Annotated in this window: 20 protein-coding genes, 1 pseudogene and 1 riboswitch; of the genes and pseudogenes, 12 read left to right on the top strand and 9 right to left on the bottom strand. The window is 73.7% G+C overall.

What is annotated here, in order from left to right; all coding sequences use genetic code 11:
- Positions 1-2: 2 nt before the first annotated feature.
- Positions 3-274 (bottom strand): annotated as a pseudogene (locus IE109_RS06980) (VOC family protein); the annotation flags it as partial.
- A gap of 511 nt (positions 275-785) precedes the next feature.
- Here IE109_RS06980 and IE109_RS06975 point away from each other — a divergent pair.
- A complete protein-coding gene (locus IE109_RS06975) occupies positions 786-1,229 on the top strand; it encodes a hypothetical protein (protein ID WP_189549860.1) in 444 nt (147 codons plus the stop codon).
- A 219-nt stretch (positions 1,230-1,448) separates the two neighbouring features.
- On the opposite strand, the gene IE109_RS06970 is transcribed toward IE109_RS06975, so the two are convergent.
- Entirely contained in the window at positions 1,449-1,850 is a 402-nt protein-coding gene (locus tag IE109_RS06970; RefSeq protein ID WP_189549859.1) for an SsgA family sporulation/cell division regulator, read from the bottom strand.
- 148 nt (positions 1,851-1,998) lie between these two features.
- On the opposite strand from IE109_RS06970, the gene IE109_RS06965 reads away from it, so the two are divergent.
- Positions 1,999-3,174: a D-alanyl-D-alanine carboxypeptidase family protein gene (locus IE109_RS06965; RefSeq protein WP_189549858.1), complete on the top strand. Its 1,176-nt coding sequence runs from the start codon at positions 1,999-2,001 to the stop codon at positions 3,172-3,174.
- Between the two features lie 142 nt (positions 3,175-3,316).
- Here the strand turns inward: IE109_RS06965 and IE109_RS06960 are convergent, their stop codons facing one another.
- Positions 3,317-4,528: a DUF418 domain-containing protein gene (locus IE109_RS06960; RefSeq protein ID WP_189549857.1), complete on the bottom strand. Its 1,212-nt coding sequence runs from the start codon at positions 4,526-4,528 to the stop codon at positions 3,317-3,319.
- 172 nt (positions 4,529-4,700) lie between these two features.
- On the opposite strand from IE109_RS06960, the gene IE109_RS06955 reads away from it, so the two are divergent.
- Together IE109_RS06955 and IE109_RS06950 are read left to right on the top strand one after the other, a co-directional pair.
- Complete coding sequence (locus IE109_RS06955; protein WP_189549856.1) at positions 4,701-4,880, top strand: hypothetical protein; 180 nt, start codon at positions 4,701-4,703, stop codon at positions 4,878-4,880.
- A gap of 20 nt (positions 4,881-4,900) precedes the next feature.
- On the top strand, positions 4,901-6,109 hold the full coding sequence (locus IE109_RS06950; protein WP_189549855.1) for a threonine synthase: 1,209 nt from the start codon (positions 4,901-4,903) through the stop codon (positions 6,107-6,109).
- Positions 6,110-6,201: 92 nt separating this feature from the next.
- On the opposite strand, the gene IE109_RS06945 is transcribed toward IE109_RS06950, so the two are convergent.
- The 3 genes from IE109_RS06945 to cobN are packed head-to-tail and all read right to left on the bottom strand — an operon-like array spanning position 6,202 to position 11,426.
- Complete coding sequence (locus IE109_RS06945) at positions 6,202-7,068, bottom strand: SDR family oxidoreductase (RefSeq protein WP_189549854.1); 867 nt, start codon at positions 7,066-7,068, stop codon at positions 6,202-6,204.
- Between the two features lie 24 nt (positions 7,069-7,092).
- Positions 7,093-7,782 (bottom strand): GNAT family N-acetyltransferase, encoded by a 690-nt coding sequence (locus IE109_RS06940; RefSeq protein ID WP_229890648.1) that lies wholly within the window; start codon positions 7,780-7,782, stop codon positions 7,093-7,095.
- On the bottom strand, positions 7,779-11,426 hold the full coding sequence (gene cobN / locus IE109_RS06935) for a cobaltochelatase subunit CobN (protein ID WP_189549853.1): 3,648 nt from the start codon (positions 11,424-11,426) through the stop codon (positions 7,779-7,781). Before cobN ends, IE109_RS06940 begins: the two co-directional genes overlap by 4 nt.
- A gap of 36 nt (positions 11,427-11,462) precedes the next feature.
- A riboswitch (cobalamin riboswitch) is annotated at positions 11,463-11,593 on the bottom strand.
- Positions 11,594-11,616: 23 nt separating this feature from the next.
- Here cobN and IE109_RS06930 point away from each other — a divergent pair.
- The 7 genes from IE109_RS06930 to IE109_RS06900 all read left to right on the top strand — a co-directional run bounded on the left by IE109_RS06930 (position 11,617) and on the right by IE109_RS06900 (position 21,493).
- Entirely contained in the window at positions 11,617-12,798 is a 1,182-nt protein-coding gene (locus IE109_RS06930) for a ferredoxin-like domain-containing protein (protein WP_308431337.1), read from the top strand.
- Positions 12,795-13,442: a precorrin-8X methylmutase gene (locus IE109_RS06925; RefSeq protein WP_189549851.1), complete on the top strand. Its 648-nt coding sequence runs from the start codon at positions 12,795-12,797 to the stop codon at positions 13,440-13,442. The genes IE109_RS06930 and IE109_RS06925 overlap by 4 nt, the downstream gene beginning before the upstream one ends.
- Positions 13,439-14,932, top strand: a complete 1,494-nt coding sequence (locus tag IE109_RS06920; protein WP_189549850.1) for a precorrin-2 C(20)-methyltransferase — start codon at positions 13,439-13,441, stop codon at positions 14,930-14,932. Before IE109_RS06925 ends, IE109_RS06920 begins: the two co-directional genes overlap by 4 nt.
- A gap of 292 nt (positions 14,933-15,224) precedes the next feature.
- Complete coding sequence (locus IE109_RS06915; RefSeq protein ID WP_189549849.1) at positions 15,225-17,291, top strand: TerD family protein; 2,067 nt, start codon at positions 15,225-15,227, stop codon at positions 17,289-17,291.
- Positions 17,292-17,773: 482 nt separating this feature from the next.
- Positions 17,774-18,112: a hypothetical protein gene (locus IE109_RS06910; RefSeq protein WP_189549848.1), complete on the top strand. Its 339-nt coding sequence runs from the start codon at positions 17,774-17,776 to the stop codon at positions 18,110-18,112.
- Between the two features lie 468 nt (positions 18,113-18,580).
- The gene (locus IE109_RS06905) at positions 18,581-19,075 is read left to right on the top strand and encodes a hypothetical protein (protein WP_189549847.1); all 495 of its coding nucleotides are present in this window, start codon (positions 18,581-18,583) and stop codon (positions 19,073-19,075) included.
- A 117-nt stretch (positions 19,076-19,192) separates the two neighbouring features.
- A complete protein-coding gene (locus IE109_RS06900) occupies positions 19,193-21,493 on the top strand; it encodes a hypothetical protein (RefSeq protein WP_229890646.1) in 2,301 nt (766 codons plus the stop codon).
- Between the two features lie 88 nt (positions 21,494-21,581).
- On the opposite strand, the gene IE109_RS06895 is transcribed toward IE109_RS06900, so the two are convergent.
- A complete protein-coding gene (locus IE109_RS06895) occupies positions 21,582-22,322 on the bottom strand; it encodes a cobalt-precorrin-6A reductase (RefSeq protein WP_189549846.1) in 741 nt (246 codons plus the stop codon).
- Between the two features lie 12 nt (positions 22,323-22,334).
- Here IE109_RS06895 and IE109_RS06890 point away from each other — a divergent pair, with 12 nt between their 5' ends.
- Positions 22,335-23,516 carry a cobalt-precorrin-5B (C(1))-methyltransferase gene (locus IE109_RS06890; protein ID WP_189549845.1) on the top strand — a complete coding sequence of 394 codons (1,182 nt, stop codon included), beginning with the start codon at positions 22,335-22,337 and terminating at the stop codon, positions 23,514-23,516.
- On the opposite strand, the gene cobM is transcribed toward IE109_RS06890, so the two are convergent.
- Together cobM and cbiE are read right to left on the bottom strand one after the other, a co-directional pair.
- Positions 23,504-24,253 (bottom strand): precorrin-4 C(11)-methyltransferase, encoded by a 750-nt coding sequence (cobM, locus tag IE109_RS06885; RefSeq protein ID WP_189549844.1) that lies wholly within the window; start codon positions 24,251-24,253, stop codon positions 23,504-23,506. The genes IE109_RS06890 and cobM overlap by 13 nt on opposite strands.
- Positions 24,250-25,554, bottom strand: coding sequence for a precorrin-6y C5,15-methyltransferase (decarboxylating) subunit CbiE (gene cbiE / locus IE109_RS06880; RefSeq protein ID WP_189549843.1), 1,305 nt, complete (start codon positions 25,552-25,554; stop codon positions 24,250-24,252). Before cbiE ends, cobM begins: the two co-directional genes overlap by 4 nt.
- Positions 25,555-25,753: the final 199 nt, after the last annotated feature.

Here is a 25,753-nt window from a genome sequence, read left to right as displayed (position 1 = left end):
GGTCACGGCACGTCGGTCATGGCGGGCATCCCGCCTTCCGTCCTGCTCATGTCGATGACCGAGAACGTCGCCCCCTGCGGGTCGCGCAGGCTCGCGAACCGGCCGAACGGGGTGTCCATGGGGCCCCACACCGCCGCGCCGCCCCGCTCGGTCGCCTTCTCCACGGCCGCGTCGCAGTCGCCGACTCCGAAGTACACGGTGATGTACGGCGGGACCTCCGGCGAGAAGTCGCCGGTCATCTCCATACCCGGCCCCGCACCGGGTCGTCGCCCAGAGGCTTTTGGCCGCTTCGACGTCCGCGAACATCGCGTCCGCCCAGCGCGGTGTTCCTTCGGGTTGTACCGCCATGATTTCGCCCCTTCACCGCTCGATAGGGCACGGTTCCCCATCAAGGAACTCGTCCGAATTGTCACGCTGGCGAGCGTTGCGCCGGAGCGCTCGCCGAAACGGATCGAGCCAACACCGGAAAGTCGACCGAACGTCGAGCGACCGTGCTTGACGGGGTGTCATAATGCGGGTGTAGCCCATCGTGCATCCCCCGTCGCGATGGGCTACACCCCTGACCGGACGCCTCCGGCGGGGCATGCGCGGGCAAGGGACTCCCCTCGTGGCCCCCTGCCCGCGTTTTTTCGAGTTAACAGTGACGCAGAGTGCCCGCGCAAGTCGATTCCGCAGCGGGGGCGGGATGCTCCGCTTTGTCGCTGATGCAAAGACGTCGGCGTTCTGTGTCGATTACAGTACGAGCCCGTCGACCGGACTCGAACAGCGCGCACCGTGGGGAACCGATGGACAACGGCGAAGGGCGCCCGCCCGAACCTCGGACGTTGCAGCAGAAGGTCGAGTACCTGGTGGGGAAGACCTTCCCCGGCCGGAAGGTGTCCGGGCGGGTCTTCGCCGACCTGGTGAAACAGCGCGGCGGTTCTCTCTCCCACAGCTATTTCTCCAACATCCTGGCCGGGAAGGTCACCCATCCCTCCGAAGACATTCTCAAGGCGCTGGGGCTCGGCTTCGGCGTCGACTGGCGCTTTTTCAAGGACGAATCGGAAGTCGTCGACGATGTCCTGGCAGGACTGCAATTCCTCGCCAAATGCCGCACCGGGGAAATCGGCGGGGTCGCCGCACGCGACGACGACGCGGGCGTTCCGGCGGAACTGCTGGAGCTGGCTCTCACGCTCCTGGAGGAGACCAGGCGGAGGGACCCCGGCGAGGAGCGGCCGGACGCCCGGTGAACCCGCCGCACGATGACCCAGGGCGGGCAGCGCTGGGCGGCGCTGGGGCCGGGCCAGGGGGTGCGGGGCGGCGCTGGGACCGGGGCGGGCGGTGCGGCGCTGGGACCGGGGCGGCGGCGTCCTGCCAGGTGGCCGGCGGTCACGGGGGACGCGGCCGGGGTCGGCGGCGCTCCCGAGGGCCGCGGTGCTTCAGGGGCGGCGGCGCTCCCGCCGCGCCGGTCAGCCGGCCGCCAGGAGCTCCGCCAGGAACGCGTCCAGGTCCTCCACGCGCTCCCGGCCGGCCGGGACCTCCTCGTACGTCCGCTCCAGGAAACGCCGCAGCGACGGTGCCCAGACCGTGAACACGGTGGTGTGCGCCAGTTCTATGCGCAGTTCCTCACGGGTGCCGTTCAGCACCGGCCACATCCGTACGTCCCCCTCGCCGACCGGGTGCGCCATGCCGTCCCGCAGCATGTCGCGGTCCAGGCGCCACTCCGCGTACACGAACCCGGCGTGGGTGAAGCCGACCGTGACCGCGTACGGGTCGCGCGCGTCATAGGTCAAATGGGACAGGACGGGAAGTTCCTGGCCGTCCGGCGAGAGAAGCCGCATGAAGACCTTGTCACGCAGGACCGCGTTCATGTCCGTTCCTCCAGAGGGATGGGTGACGGGAGCCCCCTTGCAGGTGCCCCGGGAAACACGAGTAATGCGGGTGACGCGACGACCCGCCGTACTCCGGTCGGCGGCACACCGCTCGGCGGCCGGTCCCACCCGTCCCTACCGTGACTGAATGATCGTCAGTTCGTTCGTGGCCACCGCCCTGCTGCTCCTCCCGTCCGCGCCGGCCGGACCCGCCGCCGCGCCGCGCCCCGTCGAGCCGGTGCCGCCGCCCGCCGCCGTGCGCGTCGACCCGGTCCTCCTGCACCGCCCCGGCACCCAGGTGCGCCTCCCGCCCGGCGTAAAGGCGCCGCCCGTGCTGTCCGCCCGGGCCTGGCTGATCGCCGACGCCGCCACCGGTGACGTGCTGGCCGCGCGGGACGCCCATCTGCGGCTGCCGCCCGCATCGACGCTGAAGACCCTGTTCGCGCTGGCCACGCTGCCCGGCCTGCCGGCGGACCGGCAGCACACGGTCAGCGAACACGAACTGCGGGGCATCGGCGACGGCAGCAGCCTCGTGGGCGTACGCGAGGAGGTCACCTACCGGGTCGCCGACCTGTGGCGCGGGGTCTTCCTCAGCTCCGGCAACGACGCCGTACGCGTCCTCGCCGGGCTGAACGGCGGCTGGGAGGCGACCGTGCGCAGGATGCAGGCCACGGCGCGGGCGCTGGGCGCCCATGACACCCAGGTGGTGTCGCCCGACGGGTACGACGCGCCCGGCCAGGTCTCGTCCGCGTACGACCTGGCGGTCTTCGGCCGCGCGGGGCTGCGGAACCCGGACTTCGCCCGGTACGCCGCCACGCCCTACGCCAAGTTCCCGGCCGGACGCTGGTCGTACGGCATCCGCAACACCAACCGGCTGCTCACCGGCGCCGACGGCGTGGCGCGCTACCCGGGGCTCCTCGGCATCAAGAACGGCTACACCAGCCACGCGGGCCACACCCTGGTCGCCGCCGCCCGCAGGGGCCCGCGCACGCTGGTCGTGTCGGTGCTGAACCCCCGGCGGGGCGGCGCGTACGCCGTGTACGAGGAGGCCCGGGACCTGCTGGACTGGGGGTTCGCCGCGGCGCCCCACGCCCGCCCGGTGGGCTCCCTGCTGCCCCCGCGCGCCGCCCTCCCGCCCCGGGCCGCCGCCGCCCCGCCGGCCGCCCCGGCGCCGCGCTCCGTGCCGCCGACCGCCGCGGTCTCGGTCGCCACCCTGCCGGTGCCTTCCCGGGGGCCGGGGCTCCTGCTGCCCCTCACCTTCGTCGGTTCGGCCTGCCTGGCGGCGGCCGTCCTGTGGTGGCTGCGCCGCCGGACGGAACGGTGACGCGCCGGCCGACCGGGTGCGGGGGGCGCGGCGGGGCCGGGATCGTGGTGGGAAACATCCAGGGCGGGTCCGGCCCCGACGGCCCCCACCGGATCCCGGCCGCTGGGACCTGATCATCGACGCCGTACGCGCCCCGGGGTGCTCACCGCCGCAGAGCCCACTTCTGTACGGACTCCAGCGGGCCGGCCGGGAAGCGGCGCAGCCACCAGGTGGAGAACACCAGCAGCACCAGCGACACCACCGCCCACAGACCCATCACCCACCACGGCCGCCAGGCCTCGCCGAGTCCGGACGCCAGGCCGAGCCCGAAGCCGTACGCGGCGAGCACGCACAGCACGTTCTGCGCGACGTAGCCCGACAGCGCCATCCGCCCCACCGACGTCAGCCCGCCCATCAGCACACCCGGGCGCCGGACCCGGTCCACGACCGCGCCGATCAGCCCGATGTACCCGACCGCCACCAGCGGCGCCGCCCCGTACCGCGCCAGCAGGACGAAGTCCGAACCACCCACCGCCACGACCGCGTTCAGCGGGACGCCCAGCCCGAGGCCCCACACCAGCATCCGCGCCCTGATCCGCCGCGCCGTCGCGTCCGTCCCGAAGGCACCCGCCCGGAACAGCCGTACGCCCAGCAGGAAGAGGAACAGCAGCAGGCAGAACGTCAGCACCGGCTCCAGGCGCAGGGCGATCGCGTTCTCCAGGCGGAAGGCGATCTGCTCCGCCCAGCTGCCGTGCGCGTACAACTCGACGACCTCCCGGGAGATACCGCCGTCCGGCGACGGGCCCGGCGCGGCACCGGACGAGGAGCCCTCCGGCGGGTCCGCCGCCAGGGCGGCCGTCAGCAGCCCGATCACCGTCAGGTGCAGCCCGGCCGCCCACCACATCACCCGCCGCCACGCCCGCTCCGAGCGGGTCAGCAGCCAGGCCGCCAGCAGCGCCGTCACGGCGTACCCCATCAGCACGTCCCAGGCGAAGACCAGCACGAAGTGCACGGTCCCCTCGGCGAACAGGAACAGCGCCCGCCACCGGTAGCGGCCCGGCCACGGCTGCCCGCGCCGGGCCGCCGAACCGTACTGGATCGCCAGCCCGACCCCGAACAGGATCGTCAGCATCGACAGGAACTTCCCGTCCGCCACCAGCCGGAACACGCTCTCGGCGACCGCCGGGAAGGTCCCGAACGACGGCTCCGGCAGGGCGCCTTGCAGCACGCCCCACTCGGAGCCCGGCCCGGTGAACACCCACACGTTCGTCATCAGCGTCCCGAGGATCGCCACGCCGCGCAGGACGTCGGGCAGGGCGAGGCGCCGCGTGTCCGTGGCCGTGTGCTCCACCGGGGTACGAAGGGTTTCGGTCATACCTCCAGCGTCCCGGCGCGTACCGCCGGAGACGTCATGACCGCAGACGAACCGGCGCTACACCGAAGGATGTAGCGCCGCGGGCCGGCCATCCGCCGTGCCGCCGGGGGGCCTTGGGCCACCGCGTCGCACCGCGCCCGTTTCGTCCCTGTTGGATGGGTACTCGTCATCCATGAGCACCCAGACAGGCAGGAACAGAGACCCGGATGTCGCCGCATGGGCGGCGCTCGACCGCCCGATCGCCATGAGGCGTGAGATCCACGGCCGGATCCGCACGCACCGGCCCGCCGTCGCCGACCGGGTGGCCGGGAACGGCACGGTGGAGGAGAACATCGTCCGGGGCGAGGACTGAACCGCACGTAGGCTCGGCGCATGATCACCGCCGCCGTCTCCCTCGCCACCGCACAGCGCTCGCTGGGCGATCCGGGTGTGCGCTACCCCCTGTACCCGCCGCTGCTGCGCGGCTGTCCCCGCACGGCGACGCCCGGGCTGGTCTTCCCGGTGGAGGTGGACTACGCCTACCAGGACGTCCCGGCGGACCTGTTCACGTCGTCCCCCCGCCGTGGCGGGCTGGAGCGGTGGGCACCGCTGCTGCCGCCGCTCGACGCCCCCGGACTGGGCGAGGGCGCGACCCCGCTCGTGCCGCTCGGGGACGGGGTGTGGATCAAGGACGAGTCGCGCAACCCCACGTGGAGCCACAAGGACCGGCTCAACCGGGTGGCGGTCGGCGCGGCCGTCCATGAGGGCGCCGAGGGGATCGCCGTCGCCTCCTCCGGCAACCACGGGGCCTCCGCCGCCGCCTACGCCGCCCGCGCCGGGCTGCGCTGCGTCGTCCTCGCCTCGGCCGGCGCGCCGCCCGCGGTGGCGTCCTTCCTCAGGGCGTACGGGGCGGATGTCGTCGCCGTCCCGGCGGAGGCGCGCTGGCCGCTGCTCGCGATGATCGCCGAGCGCCTCGGCTACCACACCGTCAGCAACCTCACCCCGACCCACACGGGCCACCCCTTCGGACCGGAGGGATACAAGACCGTCGCGTACGAGATCCACGCCGACCTCGGCGTGCCGGCCGCGGTGTTCGTCCCGGCCGGGTACGGCGAGCTGCTGTTCGGCGTCTGGAAGGGCTTCCGCGAGCTGCGCGACCTGGGCGTCACCGACCGGGTGCCGCGGGTGTTCGGGTGCGAACCGGCGGCCGGTGGGCCGCTCGCGGCGGCCGTCCGGACCGGGGCGCCGGCGGCGGTGGTGCCCACCGGCGCCACCGACGCGTACGCGATCGACTGCTCCGTCGGGGGCAACCGCGCGGTGCGGGCGGTCCTCGACAGCGGGGGCGACGCGCTCCTGGTGACGGACGCGGAGCTGCGCCGGGCCCGGGACGAACTGGCGCGGCAGGGCCTGTGGGCCGAGCTGTCGGCGGCGGCCGGGCTGGCCGGGTTCCGGCAGTGGGCCGCCCGCGAGGGCGACGCCGGCGGGCCGGTGGTGTGCGTGTCGACGTCCAGCGGCTTCAAGGACCTCGGGGTGGGGGGCGACCCCCTGGAACCGGTCGAGCCGACGTGGGAAGCCGTGACCCGGGCACTGCGCCGCCCGTAACCGGACCGGTCCCGCGGTCGCGGTCGCCCGCGGCCCGCGCCGTGGCGGGAACCCGGCCACAGCCGTGGGCGCCGCTCGCGCGGGCGCGGCCGTCAGCGCAGGTGGGCGTAGGAGCGCGGGTGGGCCGTGAGGTATTCGCGCAGGGTCATCGGGGCGTGGCCCGCCAGGCGCCGGACCGTGTCGGAGACCGTGCTCATCTCGCCGGCGGCGATCGCCTCGTAGGAGGTGACCCAGCCGGTGACCTCCCAGTGCTCCGCGCCGTACCGCGCGCGGGAGGCGTATGCCTCGGCCGGGGTCTCCGGGACGTACCGCACCGGGCGCCCGGCCGCCCGGGACAGTTCCTCCGCCGCCTCGGCGAGGGTCAGCGCCTCCTCGCCGGTCACGTCGTGAACGGCGCCGTCGTGGTCCGCGCCGCCCAGCAGGACGGCCGCCGCGACGTCCGCGACGTCCTCGTGGGCGACCGCCGCGACCCGGCCGCCGCCCGCCGGGCCGCGCAGCACGCCGTCCTCGCCGGTCATCGCCGCGAACCCGGCGAGGTACCAGCTGTCGCGCAGGAAGGTGTGGGGCACGTCCCGCGCCTCGATGTACCGCTCGGTGTGCCAGTGGTCGCGCGCGAAGGTGAACGTCGCCTGGGGCGCGGCGCCCAGGAACGACAGGTACACGATCCGTCCCACGCCCGCGGCGAGCGCCGCGTCGACCGCCGTCCGGTGGTCCTGGATGCGGTCGGGGCCCTCGTGCGCGGACACCAGGAACAGCGTGTCCGCGCCGTCCAGGGCCCGGCGCATCGCCTCCGCGTCCCCGTACGCCGCGGGCGCGGCCTTCACCGCGCCCGGCAGCTCCGGCAGCCGGTCCGGGTCACGGCCGAGCAGCCGGGTCTTCACGCCCTGCCCGGCGAGGCGGCGGGCGACACGGCCGCCGACACGGCCGCTCGCCCCGGTCACAGCGATCACGGATGACATACCGCCGAGTCTGCCTCGACCCGGTCAGGCGTACACCTCGGTGACCTCCAGCACGCGCGCGGTGATCCGCCCGTCGGGCGTGCGGTCCGGGTCGGCGAGGTAGGCGCGGTAGGCCTCCTCGGACGGGAACCGCACCAGGTGGACCTCGGAGAGCCCGTCGGCCGTCCGCAGCCGCCGCTCCAGGCGCCCGCCGTGGCGCGGGAGGAGGGCCAGCGCCTCCTCCTCGTACGCCAGCGCGTCCTCCACCGCGTCGGCCGGGTGGTCCAGCAGGACGGCCAGCAGGAAGGCCGGGGCGGCCGGGGGGCCGAGCGCCTTGTGGAAGTGGACGTCCACGTGGCCGCCGGGGATGCCCTCGGAACGGCCGGTCTCGACGTACCCGAGGCGCCGGTAGAAGGACGGTGCCTGGAACGAGAACGACGACACGATCACGCGGTCGCAGCCGCGCCGCCGCGCCTCGTCCTCCGCCGCACGCATCAGCTCGGTGCCGAGCCCGGTGCCGCGCCGGTCGTCGCGGACCCACAGCATGCCGACGCCGCACAGGCCGCCCCAGGTCCAGCCGGTGAGCCCGCCGGTGAGCTCACCGTCGTCGCCGGTGGCCCGCACCGACAGCCCCGCCTCGTCGGAGGCGCCCGTGGCGGCCCGGTTGAAGGCCGTCAGCTCCTTGTCGAGGCGCGCGGACAGTTCCTTGTCCTCGCCGCCCACCGTGAGGGTCACCGGTCCTCCAGGTCTCCCTCGGACTCCAGGAACACCTGCTTCAGCTGCTCCAGGACGCGCGCGTCGGGCTTCTCCCACATGCCGCGCGACTCGGCCTCCAGCAGCCGCTCGGCGATGCCGTGCAGCGCCCAGGGGTTGGCCTCCTGGAGGAAGGCGCGGTTCTCCGGGTCGAGGACGTACGTCTCGGTGAGCTTGTCGTACATCCAGTCGGCGACCACGCCGGTCGTGGCGTCGTACCCGAAGAGGTAGTCGACGGTGGCGGCCAGCTCGAACGCGCCCTTGTAGCCGTGGCGGCGCATGGCCTCGATCCAGCGGGGGTTGACCACGCGGGCGCGGAAGACGCGCGACGTCTCCTCGACGAGGGTGCGGGTGCGGACCGACTCGGGGCGGGTGGAGTCGCCGATGTACGCCTCGGGGGCGGTGCCCTTCAGCGCGCGGACGGTGGCGACCATGCCGCCGTGGTACTGGAAGTAGTCGTCCGAGTCGGCGATGTCGTGCTCGCGGGTGTCGGTGTTCTTGGCCGCCACCGCGATGCGCTTGTACGCGGTCTCCATCTCGTCGCGCGCCGGACGGCCCTCCAGGCCGCGCCCGTAGGCGTAACCGCCCCACACCGTGTACACCTCGGCCAGGTCGGCGTCGGTGCGCCAGTCGCGGGAGTCGATCAGCTGGAGGATGCCCGCGCCGTAGGTGCCCGGCCGGGAGCCGAAGATACGGGTGGTGGCGCGGCGTTCGTCGCCGTGCTCGGCGAGGTCGGCCTGCGCGTGGGCCCGTACGAAGTTGTCGGCGGCCGGCTCGTCGAGGGAGGCGGCCAGGCGGACGGCGTCGTCGAGGAGCCCGATGGTGTGCGGGAACGCGTCGCGGAAGAAGCCCGAGATGCGCAGCGTCACGTCGATGCGGGGGCGGCCCAGCTCGGCGAGCGGCACGGGCTCCAGGCCGGTGACGCGGCGCGAGGCGTCGTCCCAGACGGGGCGGACGCCCAGCAGGGCCAGGGCCTCGGCGACGTCGTCGCCGGCGGTGCGCATGGCACTGGTGCCCCACAGCGACAGGCCGACGGAGGTGGGCCAGTCGCCGTTGTCGTCGCGGTAGCGGGTCAGCAGCGACTCGGCGAGGGCCTGCCCGGTCTCCCAGGCGAGCCGGGACGGCACGGCCTTGGGGTCGACGGAGTAGAAGTTGCGCCCGGTCGGCAGGACGTTGACCAGGCCCCGCAGCGGTGAGCCCGAGGGGCCGGCCGGGACGAAGCCGCCGTCGAGGGCGTGGACGGCGTGGTCCAGCTCGTCGGTGGTGGCGGCCAGGCGCGGCACGACCTGGCGGGCGGCGAAGTCGAGGACGGCGGCGACGGCCTCGTCGTACCCCTCGGCGACGGTGGCGACGGCGGCCGGGTTCCAGTCGGCGGCCTCCATCGCCTCCACCAGGGCGCGGGCCTTGGCCTCCGCCTCGTCGGCGGTGGTGCGGGTGGCGGCCGACTCGTCCAGGCCGAGGGCCTCGCGCAGGCCGGGCAGGGACTGCGTACCGCCCCAGATCTGGCGGGCGCGCAGGATCGACAGGACCAGGTTGACCCGTTCGGGGCCGGTGGGGGCGCCGCCGAGGACGTGCAGGCCGTCGCGGATCTGCGCGTCCTTGACCTCGCAGAGCCAGCCGTCGACGTGGAGCAGGAAGTCGTCGAAGCCGTCGTCGTCCGGGCGGTCCTCCAGGCCCAGGTCGTGGTCGAGCTTGGCGGCCTGGATCAGCGTCCAGATCTGGGCGCGGATCGCGGGCAGCTTGGACGGGTCCATGGAGGAGATCTGCGCGTATTCGTCGAGCAGCTGCTCCAGGCGCGTGATGTCGCCGTACGACTCGGCGCGGGCCATCGGCGGCACCAGGTGGTCGACGAGCGTGGCGTGGACACGGCGCTTGGCCTGGGTGCCCTCGCCCGGGTCGTTCACCAGGAACGGGTAGATCAGCGGGATGTCGCCCAGGGCGGCGTCGGGGCCGCAGGCGGCGGACAGGCCCGCGTTCTTGCCGGGCAGCCACTCCAGGTTGCCGTGCTTGCCCAGGTGGACCATGGCGTCCGCCCCGAAGCCGCCGTCCGAGGCCGGGGTGGCGATCCAGCGGTAGGCGGCCAGGTAGTGGTGCGACGGCGGCAGGTCGGGGTCGTGGTAGATCGCGATCGGGTTCTCGCCGAAGCCGCGCGGCGGCTGGATGAGGATCAGCAGGTTGCCGCGCCGCAGGGCGGCGAGCACGATGTCGCCCTCGGGGTCGCGCGAGCGGTCCAGGAACATCTCGCCGGGCGGCGGGCCCCAGTGGCGTTCGACGTTCTCGCGCAGCTCCTCCGGCAGCGTCGCGTACCAGCGCTTGTAGTCGGCGGCCGGGATACGGACCGGGTTGCGGGCCAGCTGCTCCTCGGTGAGCCAGTCCTGGTCGTGGCCGCCGGCCTCGATCAGGGCGTAGATCAGCTCGTCGCCGTCGCCGGAAGCGAGGCCCGGGACGTCCTCGGCACCGAAGTCGTAACCCTCCTCGCGCAGCCGCCGCAGCAGCGCGACGGCTGAGGCGGGGGTGTCGAGGCCGACGGCGTTGCCGATCCGCGAGTGCTTGGTCGGGTACGCGGAGAGGACCAGCGCGAGGCGTTTGTCGGCGTTGGGGATGTGCCGCAGCCGGGCGTGGCGGACGGCGATGCCGGCGACACGGGCGGCGCGCTCGGCGTCGGCGACGTACGCGGGCAGCCCGTCGGCGTCGATCTCCTTGAAGGAGAACGGCACGGTGATGAGGCGGCCGTCGAACTCGGGGACGGCGACCTGGCTGGCGGCGTCCAGCGGGGAGAGGCCCTCGTCGTTCTCCTCCCACGCGGCGCGCGAGCCGGTCAGGCACAGCGCCTGGAGGATGGGGACGTCCAGGGCGGCCAGGGCGCCCGCGTCCCAGGTCTCCTCGTCGCCGCCCGCCTGGGCCTCGGCGGGCCTGGTGCCGCCGGCGGCCAGCACGGTGGTGACGACCGCGTCGGCCGTGCGCAGGGTCTCCAGCAGCTCCGGTTCGGGGGCGCGGAGGGACGCCACGTAGAGGGGGAGGGCCTGGCCGCCCGCGTCCTCGATGGCGTCGCACAGGGTGCCGACGAAGGCGGTGTTGCCGCTCATGTGGTGGGCGCGGTAGTAGAGCACGGCGACCACGGGGCCGGTGGTGGTGCGCGCGGTCCGCTCCAGCGGGCCCCAGGTGGGGGCGGCGGCCGGCGGCTCGAAGCCGTGGCCGGTGAGCAGGACCGTGTCGGAGAGGAACCGGGCGAGCTGCTCCAGGTTGTCCGGTCCGCCGTGGGCGAGGTAGGCGTGCGCCTCGGCCGCGATGCCGATCGGGACGGTGGAGGTCTCCATCAGCTGCGCGTCGGGGGCCTGTTCGCCGGTGAGGACGACCAGCGGCCTGCCGGTGGCGCGGAGCGCCTGGAGGCCCTCCTCCCAGGCCCGGATGCCGCCGAGGAGGCGTACGACGACGAGGTCGGCGCCGTCGAGGAGGCCGTCCAGGTCGTCGAGGGGGAGCCGGGCGGGGTTGGCGAACCGGTAGGCGACGGGGCCGCCGGCCGCGCGGGCGCTGAGCAGGTCCGTGTCGGAGTGCGACAGCAGCAGGATCGTCGCCGGCCCGGGCGCCGGAGCGGGCGTGGTCGCGGGCGTCGTCGGGTGCGTCATGGCGTGCGCAGGCCTTCCTCGGGGTGTCCGCGCCCCGGGTGGTCGTAGGACGGCGGGAGTTCCTGACTCGTCCGGTTTCCGGCCGGACTCACAGTGGCGGGACCGCGCCGGATTCTCACCGGGCTTCCTCCCTAGGGCCCTGGGACCCTGTGCCGTCTGCATAGTAGAGGCTGCGCGTATGCTCGCCGCCATGCCGCCCAGCTCACCAAATCCCCAGGACCGGGGTGAAGCGCACATACGGGACCGCGTCCGCGAGCGCGGTGACGCGTGCCCCGGCGCGCTCCGGCTGCACCGGGCCGACGACGGCTCGCTGGCCCGGCTGCGCCTCCCCACCGGTGTCCTGACGCCTCGTCAAGTGACCGTGCTGGCCGACGCGTCGGACCACCTGGGCGACGGCTACCTCTCCCTCACCTCGCGCGGCAACGTGGAGTTGAGAGGCCTCGGCGAGGGCTGCGGCCTCGGGCTGGCGGACACGCTGCGCCGGGCGGACCTGCTGCCGTCCGAACGGCACGAGCGGGTGCGGAACATGGTCGTCTCGCCGCTCGCCGGACCGGGCGTGCGGACGTGGGCCGCCCGTCTGGACGCGCTCCTGTGCGCCGAGGACTGGACGACGGAACTGTCCGGCCGCTTCCTGTTCGCCGTGGACGACGGGCGGGGCGACGTGGCCGGCCTGGCCGCCGATGTGACGTTGCTCGCAACCCCGGACGGCGATGCCCTGCTGCGCGTCGTGGACCGGACGTGGCGGGTGTCCTCCGCCGACGCGCCCCGCGCCGCGCTCGTGGCGGCGGAGGCGTTCCTCGCGGCCGCGCGGCGGGCGGGCACCGGCGCGTGGCGGGTGCGCGAGCTGCCGGCGGGGCAGGAGGTGGACGTGACGCGGTACCTGGCGCGGGCGGCGATCGCGGCCGAGCCCGGACCCGACGCCGCCCTGCCGGCCGGAGCGCCGCCCCCGCCCGGGGTGATCGGCGACGGCACGGTGTCCGTCCTGGCCCGCCTCGGCCGGGTGAGCTCCGCGCAGTTCCGCGCGCTGCTGCCGGCCGGGGAGGTGCGGGTCACCCCGTGGCGCGGTTTCGTCCTGCCCGGCTTCCCCACCCGGCCGGCGGCCGAGGAACGGCTGCGGGACCTCGACGCGGTCGGCTTCCTCACCCGTGCCGACTCCCCCTGGATCGGCGTCACCGCGTGCACCGGACGCCCCGGCTGCGCCAAGTCCCTGTCCGACGTACGGGCGGACGCGCGGCCCCGCGAGGGCACGCTGCCCGTCCACTGGTCGGGGTGCGCCCGCCGGTGCGGCCACCCGCAGGGCGCGTGGACCGACATGGTCGCGACCGGCGAGGGCGCGTACCAGATGACCGTACAAGGACCGACGACGAAATGAGCGAGAGCAGAGTGTTCGACTACGAGAAGGACGGCGCGGAGATCTACCGCCAGTCCTTTGCCACGATCCGCGCCGAGGCGGATCTCGCGGACCTGCCGGCCGACGTCAGCCAGGTCGCCGTGCGGATGATCCACGCCTGCGGCATGGTCGACCTCGTCCGCGACCTGGCGTACACGCCGGACGTCGTGGCCCGCGCCCGTGAGGCGCTGCGCGCCGGCGCGCCGATCCTGTGCGACGCGCGGATGGTCGCCAGCGGCGTCACGCGCAAGCGGCTGCCCGCGGACAACGACGTGGTCTGCACGCTCTCCGACCCGTCCGTCCCGGCGCTCGCCGCCGAGCTGGGCACCACGCGCAGCGCCGCCGCGCTGGAGCTGTGGCGCGACCGGCTGGAGGGGTCGGTCGTCGCGATCGGCAACGCCCCGACCGCGCTGTTCCGCCTCCTGGAGATGATCGAGGCGGGCGCCCCGCGTCCGGCGGCGGTGATCGGCATACCGGTCGGGTTCATCGGGGCGGCCGAGTCCAAGGACGCGCTGGCGGCCTTCCCGGGCCTGGAGCACCTGGTGGTGCGCGGGCGGCGGGGCGGCAGCGCCATGGCGGCGGCGGCGATCAACGCGATCGCCCACGAGGCGGAGATCCAGGCATGAGCGGCAAGCTGTACGGCGTGGGGCTCGGCCCCGGCGACCCGAACCTGATGACGGTCGCGGCGGTGAAGGCCATCGCGGCCGCCGACGTGATCGCGTACCACTCGGCGCGGCACGGCCGCTCGATCGCCCGTTCCATCGCGGCCGAGCACATCCGCGAGGACCACGTCGAAGAGCGCCTGATGTACCCGCTGACCGTCGAGACCACCGACCACCCGGGCGGGTACCGGGGGGCGCTGGACGACTTCTACGAGGAGGCGTCCGCCCGCCTGGCCGCGCACCTGGACGCGGGCCGCACGGTCGCCGTCCTCGCCGAGGGCGACCCGCTGTTCTACGGCTCCTACCAGCACATGCACAAGCGCCTGGCGCACCGCTACGACACCGAGGTCATCCCCGGGGTCACGTCGGTGAGCGCGTCGGCGGCGCGGCTGGGCAAGCCGCTGTGCGAGGCGGAGGAGGTCCTGACGATCATCCCCGGCACGCTGCCGGAGGAAGAGCTGACGGCCCGTCTGGCGGCCACCGACTCCGCCGTCGTCATGAAGCTGGGCCGGACGTTCCCCGCGGTGCGCCGCGCCCTGGAGCGGGCCGGCCGGCTGGACGACGCGCACTACGTGGAGCGGGCCACCATGGCCGGCGAGCGGACGGGCGCGCTGGCGGACGTCGACCCCGAGTCCGTCCCGTACTTCTCCGTGGCGGTGCTGCCGTCCCGTATCGACGCCGCTCCGGCCGCGCCCGCGCCCGGCCGGGGCGAGGTCGTGGTCGTCGGCACCGGCCCGGCGGGCCCCCTGTGGCTGACGCCCGAGACGCGCGGGGCGCTCGCCTCGGCGACCGACCTGGTGGGCTACACCACCTACCTGGACCGCGTCCCGGCGCGCCCCGGGCAGGAGCGGCACGGCTCGGACAACAAGGTCGAGTCGGAGCGGGCCGAGTTCGCCCTGGACCTGGCCCGCCGCGGGCGGCGCGTGGCGGTGGTGTCGGGCGGCGATCCCGGCGTGTTCGCCATGGCCACGGCGGTCCTGGAGGTCGCCGCCCAGGCGCCGTACGCGGACGTCCCGGTGCGCGTCCTGCCCGGCGTGACGGCAGCGAACGCCGCCGCCGCGAAGGCGGGCGCGCCGCTCGGCCACGACTACGCCACCATCTCCCTGTCGGACCGGCTCAAGCCGTGGGAGGTCATCGCGGAGCGCCTGCGCGCGGCGGCCGCCGCCGACCTGGTGCTCGCCCTCTACAACCCGGGCTCCGCCAGCCGCACCTGGCAGGTCGCCAAGGCCCGCGAACTCCTCCTGGAACACCGCGCCCCGGACACCCCGGTGGTCGTCGCCCGCGACGTGGGCGGGCCGGAGGAGTCGGTCCGTGTCCTGCCGCTGACGGACCTGGACCCGGCGGAGGTCGACATGCGCACGCTCCTGCTCATCGGCTCCTCCCAGACCCGGGCGGTCCGCCGCGGCGACGGCACCACCGTGGCCTGGACCCCGCGCAGGTACCCGGAGTCCTGAGCCCACCGGGCGCCGGCGTCACCGCGACGCCGGCCCTCGGGCGCTTCCCGCCCGCCGGGCCGACCCGTTCCTGGCCCGGGGGCCGGGCCCGGCAAGCGCGTCCGGCGAACCGGGGGCAGAGACGCCGCCCTCACCCGGTGTCACGTTACGGCCACCCATTTTTGACGGTTCCCCACGGACGCCCCGCCCTGGACGCTAAAGTTCCGCAACAGTACATGTGTGACGCACCACACACTGTTCGCCTCCGGCTGCCGAGGTGCGTCCGTAGGCAGCCGTGCGTCTGGGGGGCCGCATGCACACGATGGTCAAGGGCGCCAACATCGAGCTGTCGGCCCTCAGCGCGAACGCCGGTTCCGTGACGGTGGGGCTGAGCTGGAGCAGCAGCACGGGTGAGGGGGACGCGGATGTGTCCGTGCTCCTGCTGAACGGCACCGGAAAGGTGCGCAGCGACGCCGACTTCTACTTCTACAACAACCCGGTCGCCGACGACGGCAGCGTGCAGCTCCTCGGCAAGACGCCCACGCCGGACGGCAGCGAGGACCGGATCAGCTTCGACCTGGAGGCCGTACCGCCCGACGTGGAGCGGATCGTCGTGGCCGCCAGCCGGTACGACGGAGCGCGTTTCGGTGAGCTCGACGACCTGTGCCTGACGCTCGTCGACGGTGCGGGAGAGGGACTGGTCCGGTTCCCCGTCGATGACGCCGGTGTGGTGAGCGCCGTCATCTTCGGGGAGTTCTACCGGCGGGCCGGCGCGTGGAAGTTCCGTGCCGTGGGCCAGGGTTACCACTCCGGGCTGATCGGACTGGCGACGGACTTCGGTGTCGACATCGAGGACGACACGGCGGACGAGGGCCCGGAGGCCGGGCCGGAGCAGGAGGCGGCGAGCGCCCCGGTCCCACCGGCCGGACCGGCGCGCGTCCCGCCGCCCAGGGCAGCCGCCGCAGCCGCCACCACTGCCGCGACCGATGTGACGGCGGCGACCGCTGCGACCGGGGCGCAAGCGGCCGGCCCCGCGAAGCGCCCACGGCCGCGCGCCGCCAAGAAGAAGGTGACCCTTCCGAAGACCGTCAAGAAGTCCCTCGCCGAGAACGAGTCCTGGAGGACCGCCCGGCTCTTCCCCGTCACCGCCCTCAAGAGCGACCGGGAACGCGAGACGCGCGCCACGTCGGTCCTGCTGTCGGTGATGGCACAGGTGCCGGAGTTCGGCCGCCGCCTGACGGCCGGCTTCGGAGCACCGGCCGGGCGCATGGAGACGTTCACCGAGGTGTCGCTGCCGCACGGCGACTCCCCGAGACGTCCCGACGGCGTCATCCGCGTCGAGCGCGCCGGGAAGCTGTGGACCGCCCTCGTCGAGACGAAGACGAACGGCAACCCGCTCAAGTCCGAGCAGGTGCAGGCCTATGCCGACATCGCCGCCCGGCGCGGTTACGAGGCGGTGATCACGCTGTCCAACGATGTCGCCCTGGAGGGCAGTCCGCTGGTCGACATCAGGATCGACGGAAGGCGCAGGCACAAGGTGGCCCTCTGGCACCTGTCCTGGGCCGAAGTCGCCCATCAGGCCCAGATGCTGATCCGGCACGAAGGCGTGGGGAACGCCGCGCACGCGTGGCTCCTCCAGGAACTGCTGCACTACCTCCAGCACGACAACTCCGGGTGTCACGGCTTCCAGAACATGGGTGCGGCGTGGGTGCCGGTGCGGAACGGGATCGACGACGAGACCCTGTGCCAGGGTGACGCGCGGGCCACGGAGGTCACCGAGAGCTGGGAACGGCTGATCCGGCAGGTGTGCCTGCGCCTGGGCGGTGAACTGGGGCGGAAGGTGCTGCCCGTCCAGCGCGCCAAGCGCGGTACGGACCCCCGTACCCGCCGTGCCGAGATGGCGGACCGGCTCTGCCTGGAGGGACGGTTGCACGCCGAGCTGCGCATGGAGGACACACAGGGGATCCTCGCCATCACGGCGGATCTGCGCACGGGCAAGCTGCGGACGTCGATCGAGCTGCCATCGGCCGAACAGGGCTACCCGCTCACCAGGGCCAAACGCCTGATGCGGCAGTTGGCGGCCGCTCCGGCGGACCTGCACATCGAGACTCTGGTCGCCGGCCCGGGAGCGGGCCCGCGGGGCACTCTGGAACGGCTCCGCCCCGAACCGGCGGACATCCTGCCGAAGGACGGCGCGGAGATCGTCGGCTTCCGGCTCTCCCTCTTCAAAAGCATGGGCACGGGGCGCGGCTCCGCCGAGACCGGGTTCATCCGCAGCGTGGACGAGGCCGTCGACCGGTTCCACGCCCAGGTCGTCACCCACCTGGACCGACGCGGTGCGCACCGCGCTCAGGCCGAGGGGCCGGCGGCCGGCCTCTGACGGCGGGCTGAGCCCGCCACGGTGTCGCGCCGCGTATGAACCACGATCCCTCCGCCGGAGAACGGCAGGTGACCGTGTGACCTGTCGAGGGATGCGTGGTGGAGAGCCGTTCCGGGGAGGTGACGGTGCCCGGCGCTGCCGTTCACGTTCGCGGTGCGGGCGTTCCGGTGCGCGCGTGAGCGTCGTGTGCCGCCGGGGTGCCGAGGAGCGGACGGCGACCCACCCGGAGGAGGCCCCGGTGCGGTACGACCGCCGCGCCGTCGCCGACGGGGCACGATGCTGCGCGCGGCCGACGGCGACGTGCGGGGTTGTGGGTGCCGGGCGCCCGGCTGAGACCGGCCCTCACCCCGGATACGACCGGGCCACTGACCGACGAGCGGGCGCGTTCTGCCCGCGCGACACTGACCGGACTCGCGAGAAGCAAGGGGCAGATTTCGGATCCGCGTTGAACTCGACGGCATAACTCAGTTAACTACTTAGCTATGGACTTCACTATTATTGCCCACGCCGTGGAAGTTGATCACGGCATCAAGCGGCTCTCGATGCGTTTCATCAAAAAGTGCGCGGCGCCGGATCGCGTCAGGCTCAGCGGAGAACTGTGCGAGCGGATCAGCACCGCTCTCGACGCACTGGGGTTGATGACCCTTCCTCGCCAACTCCCCACCTCGGAAACCGAACATGTCTTCGTCATCAAGAAAGACAGTCCGTTGGGAGAGGCCGTCACCATCGCTTCCTCAGTGGCCATGATGGAAAAGATGGGAACCCCCGTCGTACCGGCTCTTTTCGAGCGATTCCCGCAGTCAAGGCGCCAGTTGACGTGAGGGCTTTCGTCTTTGATCGGACATGACCAACTTTGATCAACCAGGCATTTCTTCACATCAGCACGTCGCACGGCCTATAGAGTTCCGAAGGCGCGACGCGGTTCGCTGGCGGCGCACCGGTCCCGACACCTCGCCAGGGACTCATTTCCATCTAAGAGTCTCTGGCACAACGGAGTTCCTTACATGGCCCACGACGAACAGCGCCGCACGTCCTGCCGTGCTCGGATCACCATCCCGACCGCCCGGGAGAGCGCCTTCACCCCTCTCAACCCACCAGCCAGAACGGCATTGCCGAACAGCATCTATCTGTTGGACGACTCCGGTAACTCAGATTTGTCTCTGTTCGGGTTCATTCGAGTGCCGTGGGCTCAAGGTTGGTCGGACGCCGACGCCGCTTAGGCCACCTTCCTTGCAAAGCTCCAGGTCAACCCCCATTTCAGCTACACGCCTGGCTACCCGCTGCATGCGGTGGACCTGGTGGCCGGGCGGGGGCGGCTGCTGCATCCGGGAAGCGGGCGCGCTCCCACCGAGCAGCAGATGAACGAGGCGGCGAACATCGTGCTCCAAGGACTCGAAGCACTGGCCCAGGTGCCCGGACTCGCCGTCGGGGCCGTGTACCGCCATGGTGCTACCCGCGAGGACCTGTACGCGGACTTGGTGGAGACGGTCAACGACCAGCATGCGGCGGCAGGCAGCTCGTGCCAGTTCATCGTGGACGGCAACGGAACCGAGAAAGTGCTCAGAGCGGCCCATCACCGGCTGCCAGCCGACCGGCGGCACGTTCTCGGCGACCCGCTTCTGCTGCCCGCCCGCCGGCTGCCGCTCCTGCAGGCGGCGGACTTCGTCGCGCATGCCGCCTTCCAGTCCGTGGCCCGGCGTCCTCGCCGGGCGTTCATGTGGGACTGGTACCCGCGCGTCTTCCCTCAGGCGGGCGCGCCCAGACACCTCGCCCGGCTCCACTGAAAGGGCCGGGCCCCTGCGGTGAAGCGGGGGCCCGGGTCGGACCTGGTGCTCCGGAGGACCGGGCCAGGACCGCAACTCAACTCTCCCACACATCCACGGCTCATGACCGGAGGACGTATGTCCAGTCCCGCCCCCCAGTCCGTGACGCTCCTCTGGAAGGGCCAGAGCGTCGCGGTCTCGAGCGTCGAGCACACGCTGCCCGTACAACCTGATGCATCCGTCCGGGCGAAGGTCGTCGCAGCCGGGGTGGCGAACCCCCTCGCTTCGCTGCCCGTCGGCGCCCTGGAGGCCGTAGCGCGGGCGACGACCAATCCCGAGGGCGTCGCGGTCACGCTGCAACCCACCGCACAGGAGCCCGCCGGCCTGCTGCTGGAGGAGAACGTCGAAGGTGCCACGCTACGGACTATCACCACCCGGGTGTGGCTCAGCGAGTTGCTCCCCGGCATCCAGCCTCGTACGGGCATGGAAGTGATGGACGTCCCCGACCCTCAAGTGGTGGGCACGACCGAGGGCGGTGAACCGTGCGCCGTCGTCCGCTACCGGTACAAAGACCTGCGACACCTGAAGGACCACGTCCGCCAGACCGTGCACAGCACCCTGGTGCTCAACAGTTACGCGGTGTCCATCCTCAGCCGGAAGGTGACCCGCCCGCTCATCACCCACGCGGTGGAGTTCACCTTCGAGGACGGCACCGAGGCTTTCCACGCCCTGGTGGTCCGGGACGGCATCACCCGTCTCGCCAGTGCCTGGGCCGTTCTCGCCGGTCCTGATGCCGAGGCCGCCGACACGGCGGATCTGGTCGTGTCCTCGCTGTTCGGACAGGTTTCGGGGGCTCCCACGGGAGACGGCCGAACGCTCTCCGAACGGCTGGCGGCAGTTCGCAAGAACTGGCGAACCACCCTCGCGGCCGAGTTCCAGCAAGCCATGAAGGGACCGGAGGCGGCCGATCGCGGCGTGTACATCGCGCAGACATACGTGGTCCCCGCGCAGGTGGCGGTCGGTGCGGAGCGGCACCCCGGGCAGCTCCTGGCGCCTGAGGACGTCTTCGATGACGCCGTGCGCTCGATCCTGGCCAGCGTGCATGTCGAATTCAAAGCCTGGGACACCGCCGCCCAGAACGTCGAGGTGGCGACCCGTGCCCTCAAGCGGGTGATCCAGGTCGGCGACGCGCCGGTCGACAAGGAAGGTCTCCAGTTCGTCTACGGCCTTGCCGTGGGCCGGACCGCGCCGAGCGACATGCCCAGGGAGTACGGGGACAACCGGCTGCCGGGCACCGCCCTGTGGCGGGGCGTCCAGCTGGTCCACGCCCTGACTCGACCGGAGCTCTACGACAGGCTCAAGGACCAGGCCAAAACCATCAAGGGTGGCTCACGCATGAGCGCCAAAGGGTTCGCCGAGTTGCTGGGCCCCATCATCGACCTGCCGTGGCGCAGCGCCAAGAAGGCCGTTTCCAAGCAGGCCCGCAACGCCTGGAGCAACGGCGGTGTCCTCACCCGTGATGTGCTCGGGGAGTGGGAGCCCGTTCTCACGGACGACTTCACCACCCTGGTGGCACCGGCCCTGGCAGGCGACGTCGGTGCGCGCTGCACCCTGGCCGTGGCCGGCGGCATCGCGCTCATCGCCGACAAACTCCTGACCCGGAACGTCGGCTCCGCCCTGATGGCCCCCAAGGAGAAGGGCGGCGTGCCCTTCCGCTCCGATGTCCACCTGGTCATCGAGGACCTCGCGGGCGAGGGCAATGAACTCGGCCTGTGGACCCTGGCCCTCGCCGCCAGCCGATTCCGGGACGACGCGCTGCCGGACAACACGCAGTCCGTACGGCAGTTCGTTCGCCGGGACCGCAAGGAGGGTGACGAGCAGGCCTACGTCCACATCGGCGTCGACCTTCAGCAGGAGGACAGGATCGCCCGGGACGAGAACGGTGTGCCCGTTCCGCTGTTCGAATGGGATGTCGTCTGGGCCGCTGACCAGAAGCGGGCCCGCCGGGCTTATGACGAGTACCTCGCCCGTCAATCGCCCGCGACCCCGTTGTTCGCCGGCGTCGGCATCACGGAGGGGACCGGCGCCGAGGACACCGGCGCGACGGGGGAGTCCCCAGCCGGTGAAAGCACCCGCTCCGAGCCGAAGCCGGAAGATCCGTCCGTCAGCGGTCCCGCGGCGGCTGTGTCCACCGGCCGGCGTGCGGCCGAGTACCGGCGCACCCTGCGAGCCGGCCTGTCGAGCGCCCGCATCGGCCTGGACGGCCTCTCGGAGATCGATCGCACGGCCGGCAGCTGGCCCCCGGTCGTCGAACCCGCCGAGTTCGGTGACCTGCGTCAGTCGTTGCTGGATCTGCAAACCGACCTGGAGAACCTGCGGCGCAACATCGAGGGCGAGGACCAGGCCCTCGACGAGGACGAAGGGGAGGGGCAGGGCTGACGGGGATGAGTCCGCCGCGAGGTCACTGGGACGCCTGACCTGCGCACACGGCGCGTGTCTCCGGCCGAGGAGGGGCGCCCGGTGCCCGTCAGTGCCCCCCGGACAGGGCTGAGAGCCACGCGGCCGCCTCCTCGGGCGTCGTGGCCACCGGCACGCCGGGGGGAGCCGGCGGGCGGCGCACCACCACGACCGGCACGCCCGCCTCCCGGGCGGCGGTGAGCTTCGGCGCCGTCGCCGCGCCGCCGCTGTCCTTGGTGACCAGGACGTCGATCGCGTACCGGCGCAGCACCTCCCGTTCGCCGTCCAGGGTGAAGGGCCCCCGGTCGAGGAGGACCTCCATCCGCGGCGGGTACGGAGGCTCGGGGGCGTCCACCGAACGGAGCAGGAACCAGGCTTCCGTGACGTGCGCGAAGGAGGCGAGACCCATCCGGCCCGTCGTGAGGAAGACGCGGCGGCCCAGGGCGCGGGCCGTGTCCGCCGCCCGGGCCAGGGTGTCCACCATGTGCCAGTCGTCGCCGTCGACCGGGGCCCAGCCGGGACGCCGGAGGGCGAGCAGGGGAACATGGGCGTCGGCGGCCGCCCGGGCCGCGTGGAAACTCATCGTGTCCGCGAAAGGATGGGTGGCGTCGATGACCGCGTCCACCTGGTGCTCGCGCAGCCAGCGCGCCAGGCCCTCGGCCCCGCCGAACCCGCCGACGCGGACCTCGCCCGGCGGCAGCCTCGGGGCGGCGACCCGGCCCGCCAGCGAGGACGTGGTCCGGACCGTCCCGTGGAGGATCTCCGCGAGGCGGCGGGCCTCGGTCGTTCCACCGAGGATCAGTACGTGCATCGAGGTCCGTCCATGAGTACGAGTACGAGTGCGGGTGCGAGTGAGAACGACGGCCCGGCCGGGGGCCCCGGCGGGGGCGGCGGGCGCAGCGCCCAACTCAAGCACACCGGCCTGCGGTCCGGATGGACGACCGGGGCGTGCGCGACGGCGGCGACGACCGCCGCGTACACCGCGCTGCTGACCGGGGACTTCCCCGACCCGGTGACGATCACCCTGCCGAAGGGGCAGACCCCGGCGTTCGCGCTGGCCGCGGAGGAGCTGACGGACGCGTACGCCATGGCGGGCATCGTCAAGGACGCCGGCGACGACCCGGACGTGACCCACGGGGCCCTGGTCCGGGCGACCGTCCGGCGCCTCCCGGCCGGCGCCGGCGTGGTCTTCCGGGCGGGGGCCGGCGTCGGCACCGTCACCCGGCCCGGCCTGCCGCTGGAGGTGGGGGAGCCCGCGATCAACCCCGTGCCCCGGCAGCTGATGCGCGAGCACGTCGCGCAAGTCGCGGCGGCGCACGGCGGCACCGGGGACGTCGAGATCACCGTCTCGGTCGACCACGGCGAGGAGATCGCCCGCTCCACCTGGAACCCGCGCCTCGGGATCCTGGGCGGGCTGTCGATCCTGGGTACGACCGGGATCGTCGTACCGTACTCGTGCTCCGCCTGGATCGACTCCATCCGGCGCGGGGTGGACGTGGCGCGCGCGGCGGGCCGCACCCATGTCGCCGGGTGCACGGGCTCGACGTCGGAGCGGACGGTCACGTCGCTGTACGGGCTGCCGGAGGACGCCCTGCTGGACATGGGCGACTTCGCGGGCGCCGTCCTGAAGTACGTGCGCCGGCACCCCGTCGACCGGCTCACGATCTGCGGCGGCTTCGCGAAGCTGTCCAAGCTCGCGGCCGGGCACCTGGACCTGCACTCGGCGCGCTCCCAGGTGGACAAGGGCTTCCTCGCGGACCTGGCCCGGCGGGGCGGCGCCGACGAGGAGCTGGCCCGCCGGGTGGCGGCCGCCAACACCGGGCTGGCCGCGCTCCAGCTGTGCGCCGCGGCCGGGGTACCGCTGGGCGACCTGGTCGCCGGGACGGCCCGCGACCAGGCCCTCGACGTACTGCGCGGCGCGCCCGTCACGGTCGACGTGGTGTGCGTCGACCGCGCGGGCACGGTGGTGGGGCGCAGCGAGCCCAGGGGCCCTCAGCAGGTGTGACGGTCGCGCTCCGGCGAGTACAGATGGCTGTCGCGGAACTGGGTCGCCGCCAGGGTGCGGCCCACCAGGATGACGGCCGTGCGGGTGATGCCGGCGTCCTTGGTGGCGGCGGCGATGTCGGCGAGCGTGCCGCGCAGGATCACCTCGTCGGGGCGGCTGGCCATCGCGACGACGGCGGCCGGGCAGTCGGCGCCGTAGTGCGGAGTCAGCTCGGCGACGACCCGGTCGACGTACCGGGCCGCCAGGTGCAGCACCAGCAGGGCGCCGCTGCGGCCCAGCGTCGCCAGGTCCTCGCCCTCCGGCATGGCCGTGGCCTGCTCGGCGATCCGGGTCAGGATCACCGTCTGGCCCACGGTCGGGACGGTCAGCTCCCGCTTGAGCGCGGCGGCGGCAGCGGCGAACGCCGGGACGCCCGGCACCACTTCGTACGGGATGCCCGCCGCGTCCAGCCGCCGCATCTGCTCGGCGACCGCGCTGAACACGGACGGGTCGCCGGAGTGGAGGCGGGCGACGTCGTGGCCCTCCTCGTGGGCGCGGACCAGCTCGGCGGTGATGGCGTCCAGGTCCAGCCGGGCGGTGTCGACGAGCCGGGCGTCCGGCGGGCACTCGGCGAGCAGCTCGCGCGGGACGAGGGACCCGGCGTACAGGCACACCCGGCAGGAGGCGAGGGTGCGGGCGCCGCGCACGGTGATCAGGTCGGCGGCGCCGGGGCCCGCACCGATGAAGTAGACGGTCATTCTTCTGGCTCCTGCTTGGTTACGGACCACTGGGTGACCGGCATGGCCTGGCGCCAGCCGGTGAAGCCGCCCACCGGGACGGCGTGCGCGACCGCGAGCCGGACCAGTTCGCCGCCGTGGCGCCGGTACCGGTCGGCGAGCAGCGCCTCGGATTCGAGGGTCACGGTGTTGGCGACCAGCCGCCCGCCCGGCGCGAGGGCGTCCCAGCAGGCGTCGAGCAGCCCGGGGACGGTCAGTCCGCCGCCGATGAACACCGCGTCGGGTGCGTCCAGTCCCGCGAGCCCGGCCGGGGCGGCGGCGGTGACGACCCGAAGGGCGGGCACGCCGAGGGCGGCGGCGTTCCGGGCGATGCGGGCGGCCCGCTCGGGGGAGCGCTCCACGCTCACCGCGCGGCAGGTCCGGTGCGTACGCATCCACTCGATAGCGATCGAGCCGGAGCCGCCGCCGACGTCCCACAGCAGCTCGCCCGGCGCGGGCGCCAGCGCGGCGAGTGTCGCGGCGCGCACGTGCCGCTTGGTGAGCTGGCCGTCGTTCTCGTACGCCGCGTCCGGCAGGCCCGGCACGGCCCCCAGCCGCAGCGCCCCGGCGGAGCGCGCGCACGAGACGGCGATGACGTTCAGCGGGTCGCCGGGCGGGTGGTCCCAGTCGTCGGCGGTGCCGGTCAGGTGGTTCTCCCGGTCGGAGCCGAGCTGTTCGAGGACGGTGAGGCGGCTGGGGCCGAAGCCCCGGTCGCGCAGCAGGCCGGCGACCTCGCCGGGGGTCGCCGCGCCCGCGCTGAGCACCAGCAGCCGGCGCCCGTGGTGCAGCGCGGCGGCGAGGGAGGCAAGGGGCCGCCCGACGAGCGTGACGGTCTCGGTGTCCTCCAGCGGCCAGCCGAGGCGGGCGCAGGCGTACGAGACGGACGACGGGTGCGGCAGGACGCGCAGCCGCTCGGGGCCGGCCGTCTCGGCGAGGGCGCGCCCGATCCCGTAGAACATGGGGTCGCCGCTGGCGAGCACGGCGATCCGGTGGCCCGCGCGCGTGTGCTCGGCCAGCAGGGCGGGAACGGCGGGGCGCAGCGGCGACGGCCAGGCGACCCGCGCGCCGCCGCACTCCGCAGGCAGGAGGGCGAGCTGCCGGTCGCCGCCGAGGACGACGTCGGCGCCGCGCAGCGCCGTGCGGGAGGCGTCGGGGAGCCCGGCCCAGCCGTCCGCGCCGATGCCGACGACGGTCACGGGCGGCGGGGCGGCGGGTACGGGGGCGGGGCTGCTCACGGGCTGGAACCCTACCGGCCGGTCGCCGGGCCCTAGGGTCGGGGGCATGACCGACAGCGAACCCGGCCCCCGGCCCGGCGGCCGGCCCGGTACGGGGTCCGGCGGGCAGCCCGGTGCGGGGCCCGGCGGCCGGACAGGTGGCCAGCCCGGTGCGGGGCCCGGCGGGCACCCCGGTGCGGAGCCTGGGCAGCGATCCAGTGCGGGACCCGGCGGGCAGCCCGGTACGGGACCCGGCGGCCGGCCCGGC

Source organism: Streptomyces lavendofoliae, from assembly GCF_014649735.1.
Lineage (GTDB): Bacteria > Actinomycetota > Actinomycetes > Streptomycetales > Streptomycetaceae > Streptomyces > Streptomyces lavendofoliae.
The sequence above is the reverse complement of the archived record's forward strand: the minus strand, read 5'-3'. Positions and strand labels throughout refer to the sequence as shown.

Bases quoted from the DNA above. Each gene is read 5' to 3' on its own strand.
- cbiE (WP_189549843.1), bottom strand. From the start codon at position 25,554: ATGCCCCCGACCCTAGGGCCCGGCGACCGGCCGGTAGGGTTCCAGCCC.
- IE109_RS06970 (WP_189549859.1), bottom strand. From the start codon at position 1,850: ATGAACGCGGTCCTGCGTGACAAGGTCTTCATGCGGCTTCTCTCGCCG.
- IE109_RS06895 (WP_189549846.1), bottom strand. From the start codon at position 22,322: ATGCACGTACTGATCCTCGGTGGAACGACCGAGGCCCGCCGCCTCGCG.
- IE109_RS06915 (WP_189549849.1), top strand. From the start codon at position 15,225: ATGCACACGATGGTCAAGGGCGCCAACATCGAGCTGTCGGCCCTCAGC.
- IE109_RS06890 (WP_189549845.1), top strand. From the start codon at position 22,335: ATGAGTACGAGTACGAGTGCGGGTGCGAGTGAGAACGACGGCCCGGCC.
- IE109_RS06920 (WP_189549850.1), top strand. From the start codon at position 13,439: ATGAGCGGCAAGCTGTACGGCGTGGGGCTCGGCCCCGGCGACCCGAAC.
- IE109_RS06960 (WP_189549857.1), bottom strand. From the start codon at position 4,528: ATGACCGAAACCCTTCGTACCCCGGTGGAGCACACGGCCACGGACACG.
- IE109_RS06925 (WP_189549851.1), top strand. From the start codon at position 12,795: ATGAGCGAGAGCAGAGTGTTCGACTACGAGAAGGACGGCGCGGAGATC.
- cobM (WP_189549844.1), bottom strand. From the start codon at position 24,253: ATGACCGTCTACTTCATCGGTGCGGGCCCCGGCGCCGCCGACCTGATC.
- IE109_RS06910 (WP_189549848.1), top strand. From the start codon at position 17,774: ATGGACTTCACTATTATTGCCCACGCCGTGGAAGTTGATCACGGCATC.
- cobN (WP_189549853.1), bottom strand. From the start codon at position 11,426: ATGACGCACCCGACGACGCCCGCGACCACGCCCGCTCCGGCGCCCGGG.
- IE109_RS06900 (WP_229890646.1), top strand. From the start codon at position 19,193: ATGTCCAGTCCCGCCCCCCAGTCCGTGACGCTCCTCTGGAAGGGCCAG.
- IE109_RS06975 (WP_189549860.1), top strand. From the start codon at position 786: ATGGACAACGGCGAAGGGCGCCCGCCCGAACCTCGGACGTTGCAGCAG.
- IE109_RS06965 (WP_189549858.1), top strand. From the start codon at position 1,999: ATGATCGTCAGTTCGTTCGTGGCCACCGCCCTGCTGCTCCTCCCGTCC.
- IE109_RS06945 (WP_189549854.1), bottom strand. From the start codon at position 7,068: ATGTCATCCGTGATCGCTGTGACCGGGGCGAGCGGCCGTGTCGGCGGC.
- IE109_RS06955 (WP_189549856.1), top strand. From the start codon at position 4,701: ATGAGCACCCAGACAGGCAGGAACAGAGACCCGGATGTCGCCGCATGG.
- IE109_RS06930 (WP_308431337.1), top strand. From the start codon at position 11,617: ATGCCGCCCAGCTCACCAAATCCCCAGGACCGGGGTGAAGCGCACATA.
- IE109_RS06950 (WP_189549855.1), top strand. From the start codon at position 4,901: ATGATCACCGCCGCCGTCTCCCTCGCCACCGCACAGCGCTCGCTGGGC.